Consider the following 20,743-nt stretch of genomic DNA (forward strand, 5'->3'; position numbering starts at 1 on the left):
GGAAACCCCATGGCCGTCAAGAAACGAGGTCTCGGACGTGGACTGGATGCACTGCTCAGTGGTCCCACGGTCAGTTCGCTGGAAGAACAGGCCGTACAGGTGGATGAGCGCGAGTTGCAGCACCTGCCGCTGGACCTGATCCAGCGCGGCAAATACCAGCCGCGCCGGGACATGGATCCGCAAGCGCTGGAAGAGCTGGCCCAATCGATCAAGAGCCAGGGCGTGATGCAGCCCATCGTGGTACGTCCGATCGCCAACGGGCGCTTCGAAATCATTGCGGGTGAACGCCGTTGGCGCGCCAGTCAGCAGGCCGGCAAGGAAACCATTCCGGCCATGGTCCGCGACGTGCCCGACGAAACCGCCATTGCCATGGCGCTGATCGAGAATATCCAGCGCGAAGACCTCAACCCGATCGAAGAAGCGGTAGCTCTGCAGCGTCTGCAGCAGGAATTCCAGCTGACCCAGCAACAGGTGGCCGAGGCGGTGGGCAAGTCCCGCGTGACCGTGGCGAACCTGCTGCGGCTGATTGCGTTGCCGGAAGTGATCAAGACCATGTTGTCCCATGGCGATCTGGAAATGGGTCATGCCCGGGCGTTGCTCGGTTTACCGGAAAATCAACAGGTTGAAGGGGCGCGACATGTTGTCGCACGCGGTCTCACCGTGCGCCAAACCGAGGCACTGGTTCGCCAGTGGCTGAGCGGCAAACCGGCCCCTGTCGAAGCCCCCAAACCCGACCCGGACATCGCCCGCCTGGAACAGCGCCTGGCCGAGCGCCTGGGCTCTGCGGTGCAGATTCGCCATGGCAAGAAGGGCAAGGGCCAACTGGTAATCGGTTACAACTCCCTCGATGAGCTGCAAGGTGTTCTTGCGCACATTCGCTGAAACAATTGTCTTTGTAGCGCGCAGTCGGAAATCACTACCCGGCAGTTGAATAGGGGCAGAACCGCCCCTATACTCTGCGCGCATTTTGTCGGCACAAATTATGCCAAGTTATTGAATGATGGCAGCCGACCCTTGGAGAGCAAAAGCGATGGAAACCCGCACGCCAAACCGCTTGCCGTTCCATCGTCTGGCAGTTTTCCCGGTTTTGATGGCTCAATTCTCCGTCGTACTGATCGCCGCATTGGCGCTCTGGCAATGGAAAGGAGTCGTCGCCGGATACTCGAGCCTTTGCGGAGGCCTGATAGCCTTGCTCCCCAATATTTACTTTGCTCACAGGGCCTTTCGGTTTTCCGGCGCCCGAGCAGCCCAGGCTATCGTCCGGTCGTTTTATGCCGGTGAGGCGGGGAAACTGATTTTAACGGCAGTGCTGTTTGCATTGACGTTCGCAGGTGTGAAGCCATTGGCGCCGCTGGCTGTATTCGGCGTCTTCGTGCTGACCCAACTGGTCAGCTGGTTCGCTCCCCTGCTGATGAGAACAAGACTTTCGAGACCTTAGGGCGTTTGAGGCAACCATGGCAGAGACAACCGCTTCGGGCTATATCCAGCACCACTTGCAGAACCTGACCTTCGGTCAGCTACCCAACGGCGGCTGGGGCTTTGCCCACTCCGCAGCAGAAGCCAAGGAAATGGGCTTCTGGGCTTTCCACGTCGATACCCTCGGCTGGTCGGTCGCATTGGGTCTGATCTTCGTTTTTCTTTTCCGCATGGCGGCAAAGAAGGCGACGTCCGGTCAGCCTGGTGCACTGCAGAACTTCGTTGAAGTATTGGTCGAATTCGTCGATGGCAGCGTGAAAGACAGCTTCCATGGCCGTAGCCCGGTGATCGCACCGTTGGCACTGACCATCTTCGTCTGGGTGTTCCTGATGAACGCCGTCGACCTGGTACCGGTCGACTGGATTCCCCAGCTGGCCATCCTGATCTCCGGCGACCACCACATCCCGTTCCGCGCCGTGTCGACCACCGACCCTAACGCAACCCTGGGCATGGCGTTCTCGGTTTTCGCACTGATCATTTTCTATAGCATCAAGGTCAAGGGCCTCGGCGGCTTCATCGGCGAGCTGACCCTGCACCCGTTCGGCAGCAAGAATATCCTGGTCCAGGCCCTGCTGATCCCGGTGAACTTCCTGCTGGAATTCGTGACCCTGATCGCCAAGCCAATCTCCCTGGCCCTGCGACTGTTCGGCAACATGTATGCCGGCGAGCTGGTGTTCATCCTGATCGCTGTGATGTTCGGCAGCGGCCTGTTGTGGCTCAGTGGCCTGGGTGTCGTTCTGCAGTGGGCGTGGGCTGTGTTCCACATCCTGATCATCACCCTGCAGGCGTTCATCTTCATGATGCTGACCATCGTCTACCTGTCGATGGCGCACGAAGAAAACCATTAAGGCCAGTCTCGACTAGTCTGATGTCCTTCCCGGTCAAACGGGAGGGAGCCTGAACCGGGCAGATGAAACGATTTGTTTTACCGCTTTAATCTAAAAAACCTAAACCATACGACGTAAAAGTCGGGAGGAAAGATGGAAACTGTAGTTGGTCTAACCGCTATCGCTGTTGCACTGTTGATCGGCCTGGGCGCACTGGGTACCGCAATTGGTTTCGGCCTGCTGGGCGGCAAATTCCTGGAAGGCGCTGCGCGTCAACCGGAAATGGTTCCAATGCTGCAAGTCAAAATGTTCATCGTTGCCGGTCTGCTCGACGCCGTCACCATGATCGGTGTTGGTATCGCTCTGTTCTTCACCTTTGCGAACCCGTTCGTTGCTCAGATCGCTGGCTAATTACTCGAGGTTTTCGAGTAGTTTGATGTGATGGACAACGTAACTGCGAGGTGTTGGCGTGAACATTAATGCGACCCTGATTGGCCAGTCCGTTGCGTTCCTGATTTTTGTAGTGTTCTGCATGAAGTTCGTATGGCCTCCGGTCATTGCGGCATTGCACGAACGTCAAAAGAAGATCGCTGATGGTCTGGACGCTGCCAGCCGAGCAGCTCGCGACTTGGAGTTGGCCCATGAGAAAGTGGGTCAGCAACTGCGCGAAGCGAAAGCTCAGGCAGCTGAAATCATCGAGCAAGCCAAGAAACGCGGTACCCAGATTGTCGACGAAGCCCGTGAACAGGCTCGTGTCGAAGCTGACCGTGTGAAGGCCCAGGCTCAAGCCGAGATCGAACAGGAACTGAACAGTGTCAAAGACGCGCTGCGTGCCCAAGTGGGTAGCCTGGCCGTTGGCGGTGCTTCGAAGATCCTGGGTGCCACAATCGATCAAAACGCGCACGCAGAGCTGGTTAACCAACTGGCTGCTGAAATCTAAGCGAGGGCGATCATGGCAGAACTGACCACGTTGGCCCGACCTTACGCTAAGGCGGCCTTCGAGCACGCTCAGGCCCACCAGCAACTGGCCAATTGGTCAGCCATGCTCGGCCTGGCTGCAGCGGTGTCGCAAGACGACACCATGCAGCGCGTGCTCAAGGCCCCGCGACTGACGAGCGCAGAAAAGGCCGCCACGTTCATTGACGTGTGCGGCGACAAGTTCGATGCCAAGGCACAGAATTTCATTCACGTCGTTGCCGAAAACGACCGTCTCCCGCTTCTGCCGGAGATCGCCGCTCTTTTCGACCTGTACAAGGCTGAGCAAGAGAAGTCGGTAGACGTGGAAGTAACCAGTGCTTTTGCATTGAACCAAGAACAGCAAGACAAACTCGCCAAGGTTCTCAGTGCACGACTCAACCGGGAAGTGCGCCTGCAAGTCGAGGAAGACAAATCCCTTATTGGGGGTGTTGTCATCCGCGCCGGCGACCTGGTTATCGATGGCTCGATTCGCGGCAAAATCGCGAAACTTGCCGAAGCATTGAAATCTTGAGTTTGAAGGGGCAGCAGAGCAATGCAGCAACTCAATCCTTCCGAAATAAGTGAAATTATCAAGGGCCGCATCGACAAGCTCGATGTGACCTCCCAAGCCCGTAACGAAGGCACTGTCGTCAGCGTATCTGACGGCATCGTGCGGATTCACGGTCTGGCCGACGTCATGTACGGCGAGATGATCGAGTTTCCGGGCGGCGTCTACGGTATGGCCCTCAACCTTGAGCAAGACTCTGTAGGTGCCGTTGTACTGGGCGCCTACACGACTCTGGCCGAAGGCATGAGCGCCAAGTGCACCGGCCGCATCCTCGAAGTTCCGGTAGGTAAGGAACTGCTGGGTCGCGTTGTCGACGCACTGGGTAACCCTGTTGACGGCAAAGGTCCGCTGAACAACACCGAGACCGACGCGGTCGAGAAAGTTGCTCCAGGCGTGATCTGGCGTAAGTCGGTAGACCAGCCTGTACAGACTGGCTACAAGGCTGTCGATGCCATGATCCCGGTCGGCCGTGGCCAGCGTGAGCTGATCATCGGTGACCGTCAGATCGGTAAGACCGCTCTGGCGATCGACGCGATCATCAACCAGAAAAACAGCGGCATCTTCTGCGTCTACGTGGCAATCGGTCAGAAACAATCGACCATCGCCAACGTGGTTCGCAAGCTGGAAGAGAACGGCGCCCTGGCCAACACCATCATCGTGGCGGCCAGTGCTTCGGAATCGGCCGCGCTGCAATTCCTGGCACCGTACTCCGGTTGCACCATGGGCGAATACTTCCGCGACCGCGGTGAAGACGCGCTGATCGTTTATGACGATCTGTCCAAGCAAGCAGTGGCTTACCGCCAGATCTCCCTGCTGCTGCGCCGTCCACCAGGCCGTGAAGCCTACCCAGGCGACGTGTTCTATCTCCACTCCCGTCTGCTGGAGCGCGCATCCCGCGTTTCGGAAGAGTACGTAGAGAAGTTCACCAACGGCGCAGTGACTGGCAAGACCGGTTCCCTGACCGCGTTGCCGATCATCGAAACCCAGGCTGGCGACGTTTCCGCGTTCGTTCCGACCAACGTGATTTCCATCACCGACGGTCAGATCTTCCTGGAATCGGCCATGTTCAACTCGGGCATCCGTCCTGCTGTGAACGCCGGTGTTTCGGTATCCCGTGTGGGTGGTGCCGCGCAGACCAAGATCATCAAGAAGCTGTCCGGTGGTATCCGTACCGCCCTGGCCCAGTACCGTGAACTGGCGGCATTCGCCCAGTTCGCTTCTGATCTGGACGAAGCGACCCGTAAGCAACTTGAGCATGGTCAGCGCGTTACCGAGCTGATGAAGCAGAAGCAATACGCACCGATGTCGATCGCTGACATGGCGCTGTCGCTGTATGCCGCTGAGCGTGGGTTCCTGACTGACATTGAAATCGCCAAGATCGGCAGCTTCGAACAAGCGCTGATTGCTTTCTTCAACCGCGATCACGCCGATTTGATGGCCAAGATCAACGTGAAGGGTGACTTCAATGACGAAATCGACGCTGGCCTCAAGGCCGGTATCGAGAAGTTCAAGGCCACCCAAACCTGGTAAGCCGCAGCGGGAGCCGCAAGGCTCCCGCTTGCTAACCTGATAGGTGTTACATGGCAGGCGCAAAAGAGATTCGCAGTAAGATTGCGAGCATCAAAAGCACGCAAAAGATTACCAGCGCCATGGAAAAAGTGGCGGTCAGCAAAATGCGCAAGGCACAAATGCGCATGGCTGCTAGCCGTCCTTATGCGGAGCGCATCCGCCAGGTGATTGGTCATCTGGCCAACGCCAACCCGGAATACCGCCACCCGTTCATGATCGACCGCGCCGTCAAGCGCGTCGGTTACGTTGTGGTGAGCAGTGACCGTGGTCTGTGCGGTGGCTTGAACACCAACCTGTTCAAGGCCCTGGTCAAGGACATGGCGGTAAACCGCGAACAAGGCGTCGAGATCGATCTGTGCGTGGTCGGTAGCAAGGGTGCGGCTTTCTTCCGTAACTTCGGCGGTAACGTCGTCGCCGCTATCAGCCATCTGGGTGAAGAGCCGTCGATCAATGATCTGATCGGCAGCGTCAAGGTGATGCTGGATGCTTATCTGGAAGGCCGGATCGACCGCCTGTCCGTGGTATCCAACAAGTTCATCAACACCATGACGCAACAGCCGACCGTGGAGCAGTTGATTCCACTGGTGGCGACCCCGGAACAGGAACTCAAGCACCACTGGGACTATCTCTACGAACCGGATGCCAAGGAGCTGCTTGACGGCTTGATGGTCCGCTACGTGGAGTCGCAGGTCTACCAGGCGGTGGTCGAGAACAACGCAGCTGAACAAGCCGCGCGGATGATCGCGATGAAGAACGCTACCGACAACGCCGGTGATTTGATCAGCGATTTGCAGCTGATCTACAACAAGGCGCGTCAGGCTGCGATCACCCAAGAGATCTCGGAAATCGTCGGCGGCGCTGCCGCGGTTTAACGGTTCAAATATTCAGAGGATCCAGCTATGAGTAGCGGACGTATCGTTCAAATCATCGGCGCCGTTATCGACGTGGAATTTCCACGCGACAGCGTACCGAGCATCTACGACGCCTTGAAGGTTCAAGGCGCCGAAACCACCCTGGAAGTTCAGCAGCAGCTGGGCGACGGCGTGGTTCGTACCATTGCGATGGGCTCCACCGAGGGCTTGAAGCGCGGTCTGGACGTCAACAACACTGGCGCAGCCATCTCCGTACCGGTCGGTAAAGCGACCCTCGGCCGGATCATGGACGTACTGGGCAACCCGATCGACGAAGCGGGCCCGATCGACACCGAAGAGCGCTGGGGCATTCACCGTCCTGCGCCATCCTTCGCTGAACAGGCGGGTGGCAACGAGCTGCTGGAAACCGGCATCAAGGTTATCGACCTGGTTTGCCCGTTCGCCAAGGGCGGTAAAGTCGGTCTGTTCGGTGGTGCCGGTGTCGGCAAGACCGTAAACATGATGGAACTGATCCGTAACATCGCCATCGAGCACAGCGGTTATTCCGTGTTCGCCGGTGTGGGTGAGCGTACTCGTGAGGGTAACGACTTCTACCACGAGATGAAGGACTCCAACGTTCTGGACAAAGTGGCACTGGTCTACGGGCAGATGAACGAGCCGCCGGGAAACCGTCTGCGCGTTGCTCTGACCGGCCTGACCATGGCCGAGAAGTTCCGTGACGAAGGTAACGACGTTCTGCTGTTCGTCGACAACATCTACCGTTACACCCTGGCCGGTACCGAAGTATCCGCACTGCTGGGCCGTATGCCTTCGGCAGTAGGTTACCAGCCGACCCTGGCCGAAGAGATGGGCGTGCTGCAAGAGCGCATCACTTCGACCAAGCAAGGTTCGATCACCTCGATCCAGGCGGTCTACGTACCAGCGGACGACTTGACCGACCCGTCGCCAGCGACCACCTTCGCCCACTTGGACGCCACCGTCGTTCTGTCCCGTGACATCGCTTCCCTGGGTATCTACCCAGCGGTAGACCCACTGGACTCGACGTCGCGCCAGCTGGATCCGAACGTGATCGGCCAGGAGCACTACGACACCGCTCGCGGCGTCCAGTACGTGCTGCAGCGTTACAAGGAACTGAAGGACATCATCGCGATCCTGGGTATGGACGAGCTGTCGGAAGCCGACAAGCAGTTGGTAAACCGTGCTCGTAAGATCCAGCGCTTCTTGTCGCAGCCGTTCTTCGTGGCTGAAGTCTTCACCGGTGCCTCGGGTAAATATGTTTCCCTGAAAGACACCATTGCTGGCTTCAAAGGCATCCTCAACGGTGACTACGACCACCTGCCAGAACAAGCGTTCTACATGGTCGGCGGCATCGAAGAAGCGATCGAGAAAGCCAAGAAACTGTAATCCCGGCGCCCGGTAACGGGCGCTAATTTAGGTTGAGGCAATCAGATGGCTATGACAGTCCATTGCGATATCGTCAGTGCGGAAGGGGAAATTTTCTCCGGTCTGGTCGAGTTTGTGGTTGCGCACGGTGAGCTGGGTGATCTTGGTATCGCCCTGGGTCATGCACCGCTGATCACCAGCTTGAAGCCAGGTCCGATCAGTCTGACCAAGCAGGGCGGGGAAAAGGAGGTGTTCTACATCTCTGGTGGTTTCCTCGAGGTTCAGCCGAACATGGTCAAGGTCCTTGCCGACACCGTGCAACGTGCTGCCGACCTGGACGAAGCGTCTGCTCAGGAAGCCGTCAAGGCTGCCGAGAAGGCCCTGCACGAAAAAGGCGCAGACTTCGACTATGGTTCTGCTGCTGCACGTCTGGCCGAGGCCGCAGCCCAGCTGCGCACCGTCCAGCAGATCCGCAAGAAGTTCGGCGGCTAAGCCGTCCGCTTTCTGTGTGATTGATTAAAAAGGGTAGCCTCGGCTACCCTTTTTTCTTTTTTCAGACACTCATCATCTGGTCGCAGCCGCTGACCACCCAGGATTGGTAGCCAGTCATGTCTCTCGAAATCGTTATCCTCGCGGCCGGTCAAGGCACCCGCATGCGTTCGGCGCTGCCCAAGGTCCTGCACCCGGTCGCCGGCAATTCCATGCTTGGCCATGTTATCCACAGCGCTCGTCAACTTGATCCACAGCGCATTCACGTGGTGATTGGCCATGGCGCCGACGCCGTGCGCGAGCGCCTGGCGGCCGATGACCTTAACTTCGTCCTGCAGGACAAGCAGCTCGGGACAGGGCATGCGGTCGCCCAAGCCGTACCATTCATCACCGCTGACACCGTGCTGATTCTCTACGGCGATGTACCGCTGATCGAAGTCGATACCTTGCAGCGCCTGCTTAAGCATGTCGCGCCCCAGCAACTGGGCCTGTTGACCGTCGAACTGAACGACCCCACGGGTTACGGGCGTATCGTGCGCAACGCCGACGGCCAGGTTACCGCCATTGTCGAGCAGAAAGACGCCAACGAAGCCCAGCGAGCGATCACCGAAGGCAATACCGGCATCCTTGCGGTACCGGCTGAGCGCCTGGGCGACTGGATGAGTCGCCTGTCGAACAACAACGCCCAAGGCGAGTATTATCTGACCGACGTGATTGCCATGGCGGTCGCCGACGGGCTGGTGGTTGCCACCGAACAGCCGCTGGACGCCATGGAAGTGCAGGGCGCCAATGATCGCAAGCAGCTGGCCGAACTGGAGCGCCACTACCAGCTGCGCGCCGCTGGCCGCCTGATGGCCCAAGGCGTGACCCTGCGTGACCCGGCCCGTTTTGATGTGCGCGGTGAAGTCAGCGTGGGCCGCGACGTGGTCATCGACATCAACGTCATCCTTGAAGGCAACGTCGTGATCGAAGACGACGTGGTTATCGGCCCGAACTGCGTGATCAAGGACAGCACCCTGCGCAAAGGCGTGGTGATCAAGGCCAACAGTCACCTAGATGGCGTGGTCATGGGTGAAGGCAGCGACGCCGGCCCGTTCGCCCGCTTGCGTCCCGGCTCGGTCCTGGATGCCGGCGCCCATGTGGGTAACTTCGTCGAGCTGAAGAACGCTCATCTGGGCGAAGGTGCCAAAGCCGGCCACTTGACGTATCTGGGTGACGCTGAAGTGGGGGCTCGCACCAATGTTGGCGCCGGTACCATCACCTGCAATTACGATGGCGCGAATAAGTGGAAGACCGTGTTGGGTGAAGATGTCTTCATCGGCTCCAATAACTCGCTGGTGGCGCCTGTGGATATCTCTAACGGTGCAACGACAGCGGCAGGTTCGACCATCACTCAAAATGTGGATAAGTCCCAATTGGCCGTAGGCCGTGCGCGTCAGCGCAATATCGACAATTGGAAGCGTCCGGAAAAGATCAAGAAGCCCTAAAGTTATCCACACCCTCTGTGGGAGCGAGCCTGCTCGCGATGGCGTCATATCAGTCGACGGCTACTTGACTGACATGCCGCTTTCGCGAGCAGGCTCGCTCCCACACTGATATTCACAACCGATCCTTCAGAGTTTTCCTCCCTGCGCCTTGACGACCGCTACGCAATAGGTTTTGATTGCTTACGTTATCTTTCGAATCGAAACTTATCCCGTTATGTCGAAACGCAACACGCCACAACGCCGCCACAACATTCTCGCCTTGCTCCAGGAGCAGGGCGAAGTGAGTGTGGATGAGTTGGCCAAACGCTTCGAAACCTCGGAAGTTACGATTCGCAAGGATCTCGCCGCCCTGGAAACCAACGGCTTGTTACTGCGCCGCTACGGTGGCGCGGTGCCCATGCCGCAGGAGTTGGTGGCCGATAACGGGCAGACCGTCTCCCGTTATAAGCAAGCCATTGCCCGGGCCGCCGTGAAGCGGATCCGCGAACATGCGCGAATCATCATCGACAGTGGCAGCACCACGGCGGCCATGATCCCTCAGCTAGGCCTGCAACCGGGGTTGGTCGTCATGACCAACTCCCTGCACGTGGCCAGGGCCTTGAACGAGCTGGAGCACGAGCCAGTGCTGTTGATGACCGGTGGCACCTGGGACCCGCATTCCGAATCGTTCCAGGGCCAGGTCGCCGAGCAGGTCCTGCGCTCCTATGATTTCGACCAGTTGTTCATCGGTGCCGACGGCATCGATCTGGTCCGTGGTACCACCACCTTCAACGAACTGCTGGGCCTGAGCCGTGTGATGGCTGAGGTTGCCCGCGAAGTGATCGTGATGGTGGAGGCCGACAAGATCGGCCGCAAGATCCCCAACCTGGAACTGCCGTGGAGCAACATCCATACCCTCATTACCGATGATCGCCTGCCCGTAGAGGCCCGCGATCAGATTCAGGCCCGCGGCATCAATGTGATCTGCGCGTCTGTCAGCCAGGAGAAATAGCATGTGTGGAATTGTCGGCGCCGTTGCGGAACGCAACATCACTGCAATCTTGCTCGAAGGCCTCAAGCGTCTCGAATACCGCGGCTATGACAGCGCCGGTGTGGCGGTGTTTACCAACGACGAGAAGCTCGAGCGGGTGCGTCGTCCGGGCAAGGTCAGCGAGTTGGGGCTGGCGCTGGAAGCGCAACCCCTGATCGGGCGCCTGGGCATCGCCCACACCCGCTGGGCTACCCATGGCGCGCCTTGCGAACGTAACGCGCACCCGATGTTCTCCGAAGGCTTGGCGGTGGTGCACAACGGCATCATCGAAAATCACGAGGCCCTGCGTGAGCAACTCAAGGCACTCGGCTACGTGTTCACCTCGGACACGGACACCGAAGTCATCGCCCACCTGCTCAATCACAAGCTCAAGGACCTGCCGGACCTGAGCGCCGCCCTCAAGGCGACGGTCAAGGAACTGCACGGTGCCTATGGCCTGGCGGTCATCAGTGCCAACCAACCCGATCGCCTGGTGGCAGCCCGCAGCGGCAGCCCGCTGGTGATCGGCCTGGGCCTGGGGGAAAATTTCCTGGCTTCCGATCAGTTGGCGTTGCGTCAGGTCACCGACCGTTTCATGTACCTGGAGGAAGGCGACATCGCCGAAATCCGCCGCGACAGCGTGCAGATCTGGGACATTGATGGCAAAGCCGTGGAGCGTGAGACCGTTCAATACCGCGACGGTGCCGAGGCCGCCGACAAGGGCGAGTTCCGTCACTTCATGCTCAAGGAAATCCACGAACAACCGGCCGTGGTACAACGCACCCTGGAAGGGCGCGTGAGCCAGAGCCAGGTGTTGGTCCAGGCCTTCGGTCCACAGGCGGCCGAGTTGTTTGCCAAGGTCCGCAACGTGCAGATCGTTGCCTGCGGTACCAGCTACCACGCCGGCATGGTTGCCCGTTACTGGCTGGAAGAACTGGCCGGGATTCCGTGCCAGGTCGAAGTGGCCAGCGAGTTCCGCTACCGCAAAGTGGTGGTGCAACCCGATTCGCTGTTCGTGACCATTTCCCAATCCGGCGAAACCGCCGACACCCTGGCCGCCCTGCGTAATGCCAAGGAGTTGGGCTTCCTCGCCAGCCTGGCAATCTGCAACGTGGGCATCAGCTCGCTGGTGCGCGAATCCGACCTGACGCTGCTGACTCAAGCCGGCCGGGAGATCGGTGTGGCATCGACCAAGGCCTTCACCACGCAGTTGGTCGGCCTGTTGCTGTTGACCCTGTCGTTGGGTCAGGTGCGCGGCACCTTGGCCGAGGGCGTCGAAGCGAAACTGGTGGAAGAACTGCGCCGCCTGCCGACCCGTCTGGGCGAGGCCCTGGCGATGGACAGCACGGTAGAAAAAATCGCCGAGCTGTTCGCCGAGAAAAACCACACGCTGTTCCTGGGCCGTGGCGCACAATTCCCGGTGGCAATGGAAGGCGCCTTGAAGCTCAAGGAAATCTCCTACATCCACGCCGAAGCCTACCCGGCCGGAGAGCTCAAGCACGGCCCGCTGGCCCTGGTGGACAACGACATGCCGGTGGTCACCGTGGCGCCGAACAACGAGCTGCTGGAAAAGCTCAAATCCAACCTGCAGGAAGTGCGCGCCCGTGGCGGTCAACTGATCGTCTTCGCGGATGAGAAGGCCGGCATGACCAATGGCGAAGGCACCCACGTCGTGCACATGCCGCACATCCACGACATCCTCTCGCCGATCCTCTACACCATCCCGCTGCAACTGCTGTCGTACTACGTGGCCGTGCTCAAGGGCACTGACGTGGACCAGCCGCGGAATCTGGCGAAATCTGTCACGGTGGAGTGAGTTTCGAGCCGGTCGGAGCGCGTAGGGGGAGCGACTATAATCGGTCTATAGTCGCTTTATAATTCCCTGTAAATGCGTCTCTGACTCCCTGATACCTGTCATTCCAGAAAACTACGATCGAACAGGTAAACGCTCCCCGGCTTGAGGTTTTCCACCGTGCGCTGGGGGCGGCCGCCGTCGCCGCTTTTCTTGCGGCCGGTCTCTTGCAGGTAACCCGCCTCGGTCATCTTCAGCAGACGCTGGCGAATGCTGGTCTTGAGCACCGGACGGTTGAGCACCAGGGAGAAGATATCCACAGCTTGCGGTGCGCTGAACTCAGGGCCCAGGAACATCAGCGGCAGGCTGCTGTAGAGTGCTTTGGACAACAACCGCTCCTGCACCGCCGCCACCAGGCTGTTGTGATCGAAAGGCAGTTTTATCGAGGCGTCAGCGACGTCCTTGAGGGGGAAGAATCCCTGGTGTTCGGCGAGTGGGGCCGCATCGCTGACGATAGCCAGATAGAACGTCGACGATGACCAGCAACGCGGATCGCGGAACGCATCGCCGACGGTGCCGACCTGTTCGATCCAGGCCAAAGGCATGCCTACTTTGCTTGAGGTGCGCAGGCGCTCCACGGCGTCGTTCAGCGTGAGATCTTCGACCCCACCATTGACCACGATCCCGGGCAGCGCCCAATGGCCGGCGAACGGCTCGGCTTCCCTGCGGTTCAGGAGGATTTCCAGCGCCTGGGCTTCCCGGTTCAAGCGCAGCACACAAAGGTCGATGGTGTGCAGATAATCGCGCGCGGGGGCTGTGCTGTTCGGCATGTCAGTTTCCATGGGAAGCGTAAAGGTCATAGTTTACCGGTTCCATGCCGGGTGCCATCCAGTGGTTGGGCAGCAGCTCGCCCAACGCCAGGCGTTCGCGGACCAGCGTGCTGCGCACGTGGATCGTTTCCTCGACGCAAAGGATGGAAAAGCGCTCCAGCAATGCCTGGCCGCGATAGAAGGTCGTTAACCGATCCGCGACGTCCTGACCGACCACCAACGCGATCTGCTTACCGTCCAGTGCCAGGCTGTCAGCGAGATGGGCGAGCAGGGTGTAGCTGTAGATGGCGCCTTCAACGCCGCGCGCCACGACCTCTTCCACGCGGCTGGCACGCACTGGCGCGCCGCACCGTGGCTGGACGTGCCCGACGATCGCCTCCAGCCATTTCAGACGAACGTCATAGTCGACCATTTGCTTGCCGTAGGGATGCCGGAAGCTGGGGGCCACCAGTACGCGCCTGGCCTGGAATGAGGCCTGGATCATCACCTGGGCATGACCGGCGTGAGGGGGATTGAAGGCACCGCCATAAAGCGCCAGTTCGAACATGGCTTATCCTCAATAAGTACACGACGTGTACGCTATCATCAAAAACCCCTCCGGTGAAATGCGTTGCTGCACCAAGCAAATATTTAATTGAATGAAAGGAGCCTGGAAAAATTATTTTCACAGTGGCTTGTCATGAAAGTACACGTTATGTACTCTTGCGGCCATGAAGAGGAGAATCCCGGCATGAACAGCCTGACCCGCAAAACCGCGTCCTTCGATGTCGATGCGCAAAAGAGCTTTACGCCGCTGTGCCCGGACGAGCTGCCGGTGCCGGGTGGTGATCAGATTGGCGGTGAGTTGAATTTCATCGCCTCCCTGGCCAGCCTGCGCATCGGCAGCAAGGACGCCCATTCGCCTCAATCGCCCTGGGTGGTCGCCGATCATTCTCAGATGCTGATGCCGACCGGGCTCGAGCACGCCGACATCACGTGGGTCAGCCACTGTGTGCCCGGCACTGAAGGTTTTGCCCTGCTGGACGAATTGCCGACCCCCTACGACTACGACTATTTCGTCTGGAAGGGCGTCGAGCCGGACTTGCACCCGTACGGCGCTTGCTACCACGACCTGCACGGCAAGTTGTCCACCGGGGTGATCGAGTATTTGAAGGGCCAAGGCGTCGAGCAGGTCATTGTTGGCGGGCTGGCGCTGGATTTCTGCGTCAAGACCACCGCCCTGCAACTGGCAGCCGCCGGTCTCAAGGTGATCATTCACCTCCCGGCTTGCCGGGCCATCAGTGAGGCCGGTGCCGTTCAAGCCCTTCAGGACATGCGGCAAGCGGGAGTCGCGGTTGCCGCGACCCGCGAAGAAACCATCCGCCTGGCAAGCGTATAAGGAAGAACAATCATGGACAGCGCATTCGATTCGAGCAACGGCACCATCCAGAGTCTTCTGGATACCGACTACTACACCTTCACCATGATGCAGGCGGTCTTGCACCAGCATCCCAACGTCGAGGTGGAATACCAATTCATCGTGCGTTCCAAGGAACGGCTCGGTCACCTGATCCCGGACATTCGGGTCGAGCTGGAAAAGCTGGCCGGGTTGCAGTTGCGCGAAGGAGAGCAGCGGTTCCTGTTCAACAAGCGTTTCCGTGAGTACCTGACGCCGGACTTCGAACAGTTCCTCGGGTTGTTCCGCTTCAATCTGCGCTACATCCATGTGTCCGAAGTCGACGGCCAACTGAACATCCGCGTCCGTGGCCCGATGTTGCACTGCATCATGTTCGAGCAACCCGTCCTGGCGATGGTCAGCGAACTGCGCAACCGCGAGAAATACCCGGAGGTCGAGCTGGCCGACGTTACCCGCCAGCTGTACCGGAAGTTCGAATGGCTGGAGAAAAATGCCAGCCGTGAGGAACTCGCCGAGTTTCGTGTTTCAGACTTCTCCACCCGTCGCCGGCTGTCGTTCAGGGCCCAACGGGAAGTGGTGAATGTCATGCGCAGCGATTTCCCCGGGGTCTTTGTCGGCACCAGCAATGCGCGCCTGGCCTACGAGTTCGATCTGCCGCTGATTGGCACGATGGCCCATCAGTGGTTGATGGTGCACCAGCAACTGGGGCGGTTGCGTGAGAGCCAGAACGCGGCGTTGGAAAACTGGGTGCACGAGTACCGCGGCCGGCTCGGCATCGCGCTGACGGACTGCATCAGCACCGACTTCTTCCTCAAGGATTTCGATCTGTACTTTGCCAAGCTCTATGACGGCCTGCGCCAGGATTCCGGTGACCCTATCGTCTGGGCTGACAAGGTGCTGAGGCGTTACAACGAGTTGGGCATCGATCCACGTACCAAGGACCTGATGTTCTCCGATGGCCTCAATTTCGAAAAATGCCTGCCGATCCTGCGGCACGTTCGTGGCAAGGCCCGGTTCGGGTTTGGCATGGGCACCAGCCTGGCCTGCGATGTCGAAGGCGTCGAACCGCTGAGCATCGTCATGAAGCTGGTGCGGGTCCACGGCGAGCCGGTCGTGAAGTTCTCGGACGATCCGGTCAAGAACGTCTGCGAAGACGCCTCGTTCCTGCGCTACGCCGCCCAGGTGTTCAACGTCGGCCTTATCAATCCACAGCTGGGAGCCTGATATGACTTCATGGGTGCAAGAACGCATTGCCCGGGAACTGGGCATCGACCGCCAACTCAAAAAAGGCGGTGAACCCACCGAGATTGCCCGCCGCGTCGGGTTTATAAAGCAGGTTTTGCGTGAGTCGGGTTGCAAGTCCCTGGTATTGGGTATCAGCGGCGGCGTCGATTCGCTCACTGCTGGCCGCCTGTGCCAGTTGGCGGTGGAGCAACTGCGAGGAGAGGATTACGAGGCGCGTTTCATTGCGGTCCGGTTGCCTTACAAGACCCAGGCGGATGAGCGAGATGCCCAGGCGTCTCTGGATTTCATCCGGCCGGATGTGATCACCACCAGCAACATCGCCGCCTGTGTTGACGGGTTGATGGCCAATATCTCGATCGACGGTGTACAACCTTCGGCCGAACTGACCGACTTTGCCAAGGGCAACGTCAAGGCCCGGGCACGAATGCTCGCGCAATACGCCATTGCCAATTTCTGCAATGGGTTGGTGGTCGGCACCGATCATGGTGCAGAGGCGGTGATGGGCTTTTTCACCAAGTTTGGCGACGGTGCCTGCGACCTGGCACCGCTGTCCGGGCTGACGAAGACCCAAGTGCGTTTATTGGCTGACGCCATGGGCGCTCCCGCGCACCTGGTGCACAAGGCGCCGACCGCTGACCTGGAAGAGCTGGCACCCGGTAAGCTGGATGAAGTGGCGTATGGATGCAGTTATGCCCAAATCGACGCGTACCTGATGGGCGAAACCGTGCCGCCTCAGGCGCAACAGATCATTGAGCGTGCCTACAGCAAAACGGCGCATAAACGCGCGTTACCGCGCGTTCCGAATGGAGTGGATGAATGACCCTGACGACCAGCATCAAGGATCGCGTGCGCATCAAGAACGTCGAGGTGCTCTCGGACAATTGGTACGTACTGCGCAAGACTACCTCGGCCGTAATGGCCAGTGGCAAGAGTCGACACGCGAAACCTACGACCGTGGCAACGGCGCCACCATCCTGTTGTACAGCAAGGCCAAGCAGACCGTGGTGCTGACCCGGCAATTTCGCTTCCCGGCCTTCGTCAACGGGCACGATGACCTGCTGATAGAAACCTGCGCCGGCCTGCTGGACAACGATGATCCGCACACTTGCATTCGCAAGGAAACCCAAGAGGAAACCGGCTATGTCATCCAGGACGTGCGCAAGGTCTTCGAAGCGTTCATGAGCCCGGGCTCGGTGACGGAGCGCCTGCACTTTTTCGTCGGCGAATATTTCGACGAAGACAAGCAGCATGAAGGCGGCGGGCTGGAGGCGGAGGGCGAGGAGATCGAGGTGCTGGAGATGTCGCTCGACCAGGCCTTGGGCATGATCGAGACGGGGGACATCTGCGATGGCAAGACCATCATGCTGTTGCAGTACGCGAAGCTGCATCGCTTGCTGGATTAGCCCCGGGCTTCGCGATCGTCCTGCATATCGTCCAGATATTCCGGTTGATCCGGCGGGTCCGGCAGTTCAGTGACGACGCTGAAGTCGCTGATCTCGATCACGCCCACCCCATGACCGAGCAGATGGAAGGAAAAGGCTTTGCGCTGTTGCGGGTTATCAAAACTGATATTCATCACCAGCGGCTGTTCGGGTGTCACCGCCACGTTGGTCGGCAGGTCCATGGCGACGTCCTGTTCGAACTCCTTGGCCTTCAGGGAAATATAGGCGGCATGGTCCGCCTCCACGGCGCGGATGGTCAGGCTGACGCGGGTCTGTGAACCCTTGGGCATCTCCAGGTACTGGGCGCCTATCAGGTTGTCGGTCCAGTCGTTGGACACCTGAGCCGGCAGCGGGATTTTCTCGGCGCTGCCGAATTGATAACGCTGGTTCAGTGGCGTGGGCAGCAGGGTCTGGCCCAGGGCCGTGGCCCGTGCGTTGATCAGTCTGGCGCGCTGGCCGCTGTATTGGCCGCCGTAGCGAGCACGGTCGGCGATGAACCCTTCGCTGGCGTAGTGCCGGCAACGTTGCAGGAAATCGCATTCGGTAAACGTGCCATTGCCGTCATGATGGCGCAGTTTGCCGTTGGTGAACGACATGATTTCCCGGCCGGAGGCATAGTCCCTGAACATCGAGCGGCCGGACAACGTCGTGGGCACGGCCAAGCCGAAATAATCGAGGATCGAAGCGGTCAGGTCGACATGGCCGTAGACCCCGGCCTTGATCCTGGGTAATGGTTCCGGAGCCAGGGTCAGGTTGAAACCCCAGGAGGAGGCCAGGCGCACATCGTCGATGCCATGGGATTCGTCCGAGGTGATGACCACCAGGGTGTTTTCCAGGACGCCCTGGCGTTCCAGGCCGGCCAGGAAACTGTCCAGCGCGTCATCCAGGTAACCGACGGCCGCCTGCTTGGCAGAGTCGTAGCGTTGCAGGTAGTCATCCGGTGCTGAATATGGCTGGTGCGTGCCCACCGTCAGCAAGGTGAGCATCCAGGGCCGGTCCGCCTGTTGCAGTTGCCCGACATAATCCAGCGCCCCCTCGAAGAAGGTCTTGTCGTCCTTGCCCCAGGGAAATTCCAGGTACGCGGGTTTTGTGAACCACTCCATGCCCAGCGCCGTGTCGAAGCCGATGTGCGGCATGATCCGGTCCTTGGCCATGAACCGCAGGCCGGCGGCTTGCAGGAAGTGGGTGGAGAAACCGTTCTGGCGCAACTGAGCCGGCAGGCAGGCCTGATTGCGCTGGGTCTGGTTCAGCATTTCGACACCCTTGGGCGTGCCGTCGTCGAGTTTGTCGTAGTCGCCACACAGCATCGCGTACAGGCCACGGATGGTCTGGTGGCTATGCAAGACGTAGTCCGGGGTGTTCATGCCGCGTTCGGCCCAGGCACTGAGGTGCGGCATCAGGTTTTCCTGATAGGGACTGTTCAAGGCCTGACGATTGGCGCGCACATACGCACCGGGAATGCCTTCCAAAGCGATGACCAGGACGTTGCGCGCCCGACCCGGGGCGGCCAACAGTTTTTGCCCATCAAGGTCCAGCCGGGTCAGGCCTTCCATCGGCGGGACGGGATCCGGAGCCTTGCCTGCCAACCATTGTTGGGCGCGTTCCTGCCCATTGGCGATCGCTGCGGTGGCCAGTTGGTGGGGCAGGTTGAACACATTCCACTGGTCCGCTTCACTGGGCCGCCAGGCTTGCACCGCGCCGTGGACCAGCAAGAGCAGCACCGGCAACGCCCAGGTGTGGTGAGGCAAGCGTGGGGCCGGACGCGCTCGGCGGGGCCATTGGACAAGCAGCCAGAACGCCAGCGCTGCCCATTGGACCGCGGCCAGCCAGGGGTGGGCAAAGCCGCCGCTGGTGGAGTTCTCAACGAATTGCGGGTCGATCAGGTAATGCACGTCCGAGGCGGTGGGCATCCGCCCGACGGCGCTGACCAGCTCGATGCTGGCCAGCGTCAACGCGCTCCAGGCCAGCAATACGGGCAGTGCCAGCCACCAGGGACGACGATAGAGCAGCGCGATCAGCAACCCGCCGACACCCAGGTCGGAGAGATAACCCAACGGATCGGACCATCCCAGTACCAGGCGAAGGCTCATCGGGACCAGGAGCACGCAACTGATCAAGGCGAGAAGGGATGCGTGGGGGTGGGTTAAACGGGAGTAAAAGATTTTCACAAAACAGGCCTTTCAGTTGAAGCTGATCCATTGAACGGCATACACACCTTGTGGGAGCGAGCCTGCTCGCGATAGCGGTGTGTCAGCCGACGGGGATGGATGTTGATTCGACGCTATCGCGAGCAGGCTCGCTCCCACAGGGTTTCCTTCAGTCATTAAATGATCACACGCTGGGATGGTACCAAGCGTGACACTCAGCGACCGGCACAATGTCCCGGTGTCCGGCTGCGCTACGCTGTGGTTCACTGGCTCGGCCCTCTACACTGGCCGCGTAGCGCGGTTTCGGGGCGTTTGGAAAACTTGTATCAGGATTTCTCACCGGGGGATGGATGGACAGGTTTCAGGAAATGCAGGTGTTTGTCGCCGTGGCGCTGGAGTCGGGTTTTTCCGCGGCGGCGCGGCGCCTCGGGCTGTCGGCGGCCAGTGTCACGCGTGCGGTGGCGGCGTTGGAGCAGCGCATCGGTACGCCGCTGTTGGTCCGCACCACCCGCAACGTCTACCTGAGCGAGGCCGGCCAGCGCTTTCTCGAAGACTGCCGGCGGATCCTGGGCGATTTGCAGGAAGCCGAAGATTCGGCGGCGGGCAGCCACGTCCAACCCCGTGGGCAATTGACGATGACCGCGCCGGTGCTGTTCGGCCAGTCCTTTGTCACGCCGGTGCTGGTGGATTATCTGCAACAGTTTCCCGAGGTCAGCATCAACGCCCTGTTGTTGGATCGCATCGTCAACATGGTCGAGGAGGGCATCGACGTTGCCGTGCGCATCGGCGAGCTGCCGGACAGCAACCAACACGCCGTGCGTGTGGGTGACGTGCGCAGAGTGGTGTGCGGTTCGCCGGATTTCTTCGTCCGTCATGGACGGCCCGGGCACCCGGGCGAGCTGGAGCAGATGCCGGTGGTGGCGTCGTCGGCCATCAGTCAGAACAAAAGCTGGACCTTCGTCGACGCCGGCCAACCCCTGACCGTCCGGCCTGTGCCGCGGCTGATGGTGACGGCCAACCAGGCCGCGATCAACGCCGCCTGCCTGGGGCTGGGAATGACGCGGATCCTGTCGTACCAAGTGGCCGACAAAGTGGCCTGCGGTGAATTGGAGATAGTCCTGGCCGACTTCGAATTGCCACCGCTGCCGATCCATGTGGTCTATCAGGGCGGACGCAATGCACCGGCGCGGGTCCGCAGTTTTGTCGATTTCGCCGTCAACGCATTGCGCCAACACCCGGCGCTGAGCCGCTGAC

20 protein-coding genes and 1 pseudogene are annotated in these 20,743 nt (G+C 59.8%); 18 read left to right on the forward strand and 3 right to left on the reverse strand.

Features of this window, described 5'->3' with window-relative positions:
- The first annotated feature begins 9 nt into the window (after positions 1–9).
- The 13 genes from J7E36_RS05275 to glmS all read left to right on the forward strand — a co-directional run bounded on the left by J7E36_RS05275 (position 10) and on the right by glmS (position 12,453).
- Positions 10–882 carry a ParB/RepB/Spo0J family partition protein gene (locus tag J7E36_RS05275; protein ID WP_215000572.1) on the forward strand — a complete coding sequence of 291 codons (873 nt, stop codon included), beginning with the start codon at positions 10–12 and terminating at the stop codon, positions 880–882.
- 148 nt (positions 883–1,030) lie between these two features.
- Positions 1,031–1,438 carry a F0F1 ATP synthase subunit I gene (locus J7E36_RS05280; RefSeq protein ID WP_215000574.1) on the forward strand — a complete coding sequence of 136 codons (408 nt, stop codon included), beginning with the start codon at positions 1,031–1,033 and terminating at the stop codon, positions 1,436–1,438.
- 16 nt (positions 1,439–1,454) lie between these two features.
- Positions 1,455–2,324, forward strand: a complete 870-nt coding sequence (gene atpB / locus J7E36_RS05285) for a F0F1 ATP synthase subunit A (RefSeq protein WP_215000576.1) — start codon at positions 1,455–1,457, stop codon at positions 2,322–2,324.
- A gap of 132 nt (positions 2,325–2,456) precedes the next feature.
- The gene (gene atpE / locus J7E36_RS05290; RefSeq protein ID WP_194788647.1) at positions 2,457–2,714 is read left to right on the forward strand and encodes a F0F1 ATP synthase subunit C; all 258 of its coding nucleotides are present in this window, start codon (positions 2,457–2,459) and stop codon (positions 2,712–2,714) included.
- Between the two features lie 58 nt (positions 2,715–2,772).
- Complete coding sequence (locus J7E36_RS05295) at positions 2,773–3,243, forward strand: F0F1 ATP synthase subunit B (protein ID WP_215000578.1); 471 nt, start codon at positions 2,773–2,775, stop codon at positions 3,241–3,243.
- A 12-nt stretch (positions 3,244–3,255) separates the two neighbouring features.
- Positions 3,256–3,792 (forward strand): F0F1 ATP synthase subunit delta, encoded by a 537-nt coding sequence (locus tag J7E36_RS05300; RefSeq protein ID WP_003187192.1) that lies wholly within the window; start codon positions 3,256–3,258, stop codon positions 3,790–3,792.
- A gap of 21 nt (positions 3,793–3,813) precedes the next feature.
- Positions 3,814–5,358, forward strand: a complete 1,545-nt coding sequence (gene atpA, locus J7E36_RS05305; RefSeq protein WP_053126819.1) for a F0F1 ATP synthase subunit alpha — start codon at positions 3,814–3,816, stop codon at positions 5,356–5,358.
- 50 nt (positions 5,359–5,408) lie between these two features.
- A complete protein-coding gene (gene atpG, locus J7E36_RS05310) occupies positions 5,409–6,269 on the forward strand; it encodes a F0F1 ATP synthase subunit gamma (RefSeq protein ID WP_030139034.1) in 861 nt (286 codons plus the stop codon).
- Positions 6,270–6,296: 27 nt separating this feature from the next.
- Entirely contained in the window at positions 6,297–7,673 is a 1,377-nt protein-coding gene (atpD, locus tag J7E36_RS05315) for a F0F1 ATP synthase subunit beta (RefSeq protein ID WP_215000580.1), read from the forward strand.
- A 45-nt stretch (positions 7,674–7,718) separates the two neighbouring features.
- Positions 7,719–8,144 carry a F0F1 ATP synthase subunit epsilon gene (locus J7E36_RS05320; RefSeq protein WP_024777790.1) on the forward strand — a complete coding sequence of 142 codons (426 nt, stop codon included), beginning with the start codon at positions 7,719–7,721 and terminating at the stop codon, positions 8,142–8,144.
- A gap of 116 nt (positions 8,145–8,260) precedes the next feature.
- The gene (gene glmU, locus J7E36_RS05325) at positions 8,261–9,628 is read left to right on the forward strand and encodes a bifunctional UDP-N-acetylglucosamine diphosphorylase/glucosamine-1-phosphate N-acetyltransferase GlmU (protein WP_215000582.1); all 1,368 of its coding nucleotides are present in this window, start codon (positions 8,261–8,263) and stop codon (positions 9,626–9,628) included.
- A gap of 214 nt (positions 9,629–9,842) precedes the next feature.
- Complete coding sequence (locus J7E36_RS05330; RefSeq protein WP_215000584.1) at positions 9,843–10,619, forward strand: DeoR/GlpR family DNA-binding transcription regulator; 777 nt, start codon at positions 9,843–9,845, stop codon at positions 10,617–10,619.
- Between the two features lies 1 nt (position 10,620).
- A complete protein-coding gene (gene glmS / locus J7E36_RS05335; RefSeq protein WP_215000585.1) occupies positions 10,621–12,453 on the forward strand; it encodes a glutamine--fructose-6-phosphate transaminase (isomerizing) in 1,833 nt (610 codons plus the stop codon).
- Positions 12,454–12,551: 98 nt separating this feature from the next.
- Here the strand turns inward: glmS and J7E36_RS05340 are convergent, their stop codons facing one another.
- Together J7E36_RS05340 and J7E36_RS05345 are read right to left on the reverse strand one after the other, a co-directional pair.
- Positions 12,552–13,259 (reverse strand): NUDIX hydrolase, encoded by a 708-nt coding sequence (locus tag J7E36_RS05340; RefSeq protein ID WP_215000587.1) that lies wholly within the window; start codon positions 13,257–13,259, stop codon positions 12,552–12,554.
- 1 nt (position 13,260) lies between these two features.
- Positions 13,261–13,806: an adenylyltransferase/cytidyltransferase family protein gene (locus J7E36_RS05345; protein ID WP_215000589.1), complete on the reverse strand. Its 546-nt coding sequence runs from the start codon at positions 13,804–13,806 to the stop codon at positions 13,261–13,263.
- Between the two features lie 183 nt (positions 13,807–13,989).
- On the opposite strand from J7E36_RS05345, the gene J7E36_RS05350 reads away from it, so the two are divergent.
- From J7E36_RS05350 to J7E36_RS05365, 4 genes and pseudogenes are all read left to right on the forward strand, one after another.
- On the forward strand, positions 13,990–14,637 hold the full coding sequence (locus J7E36_RS05350) for a nicotinamidase (RefSeq protein WP_215000717.1): 648 nt from the start codon (positions 13,990–13,992) through the stop codon (positions 14,635–14,637).
- Between the two features lie 12 nt (positions 14,638–14,649).
- Positions 14,650–15,879, forward strand: coding sequence for a nicotinate phosphoribosyltransferase (gene pncB, locus J7E36_RS05355; RefSeq protein WP_215000591.1), 1,230 nt, complete (start codon positions 14,650–14,652; stop codon positions 15,877–15,879).
- A 1-nt stretch (position 15,880) separates the two neighbouring features.
- Positions 15,881–16,720, forward strand: coding sequence for an ammonia-dependent NAD(+) synthetase (gene nadE / locus J7E36_RS05360; RefSeq protein WP_215000593.1), 840 nt, complete (start codon positions 15,881–15,883; stop codon positions 16,718–16,720).
- Positions 16,717–17,303 (forward strand): annotated as a pseudogene (locus J7E36_RS05365) (NUDIX domain-containing protein). Before nadE ends, J7E36_RS05365 begins: the two are co-directional and overlap by 4 nt.
- Here the strand turns inward: J7E36_RS05365 and J7E36_RS05370 are convergent.
- Entirely contained in the window at positions 17,300–19,432 is a 2,133-nt protein-coding gene (locus J7E36_RS05370) for an LTA synthase family protein (RefSeq protein WP_215000719.1), read from the reverse strand. The pseudogene J7E36_RS05365 and the gene J7E36_RS05370 sit on opposite strands and share 4 nt — an antisense overlap.
- 407 nt (positions 19,433–19,839) lie before the next feature.
- Between J7E36_RS05370 and J7E36_RS05375 the strand changes: the two genes are divergently transcribed.
- Positions 19,840–20,742 carry a LysR family transcriptional regulator gene (locus J7E36_RS05375; RefSeq protein WP_215000595.1) on the forward strand — a complete coding sequence of 301 codons (903 nt, stop codon included), beginning with the start codon at positions 19,840–19,842 and terminating at the stop codon, positions 20,740–20,742.
- Position 20,743 lies beyond the last annotated feature (1 nt).

The sequence above is a fragment of the Pseudomonas fluorescens genome (assembly GCF_018614775.1).
Taxonomy (GTDB): Bacteria; Pseudomonadota; Gammaproteobacteria; order Pseudomonadales; family Pseudomonadaceae; genus Aquipseudomonas; species Aquipseudomonas fluorescens_BY.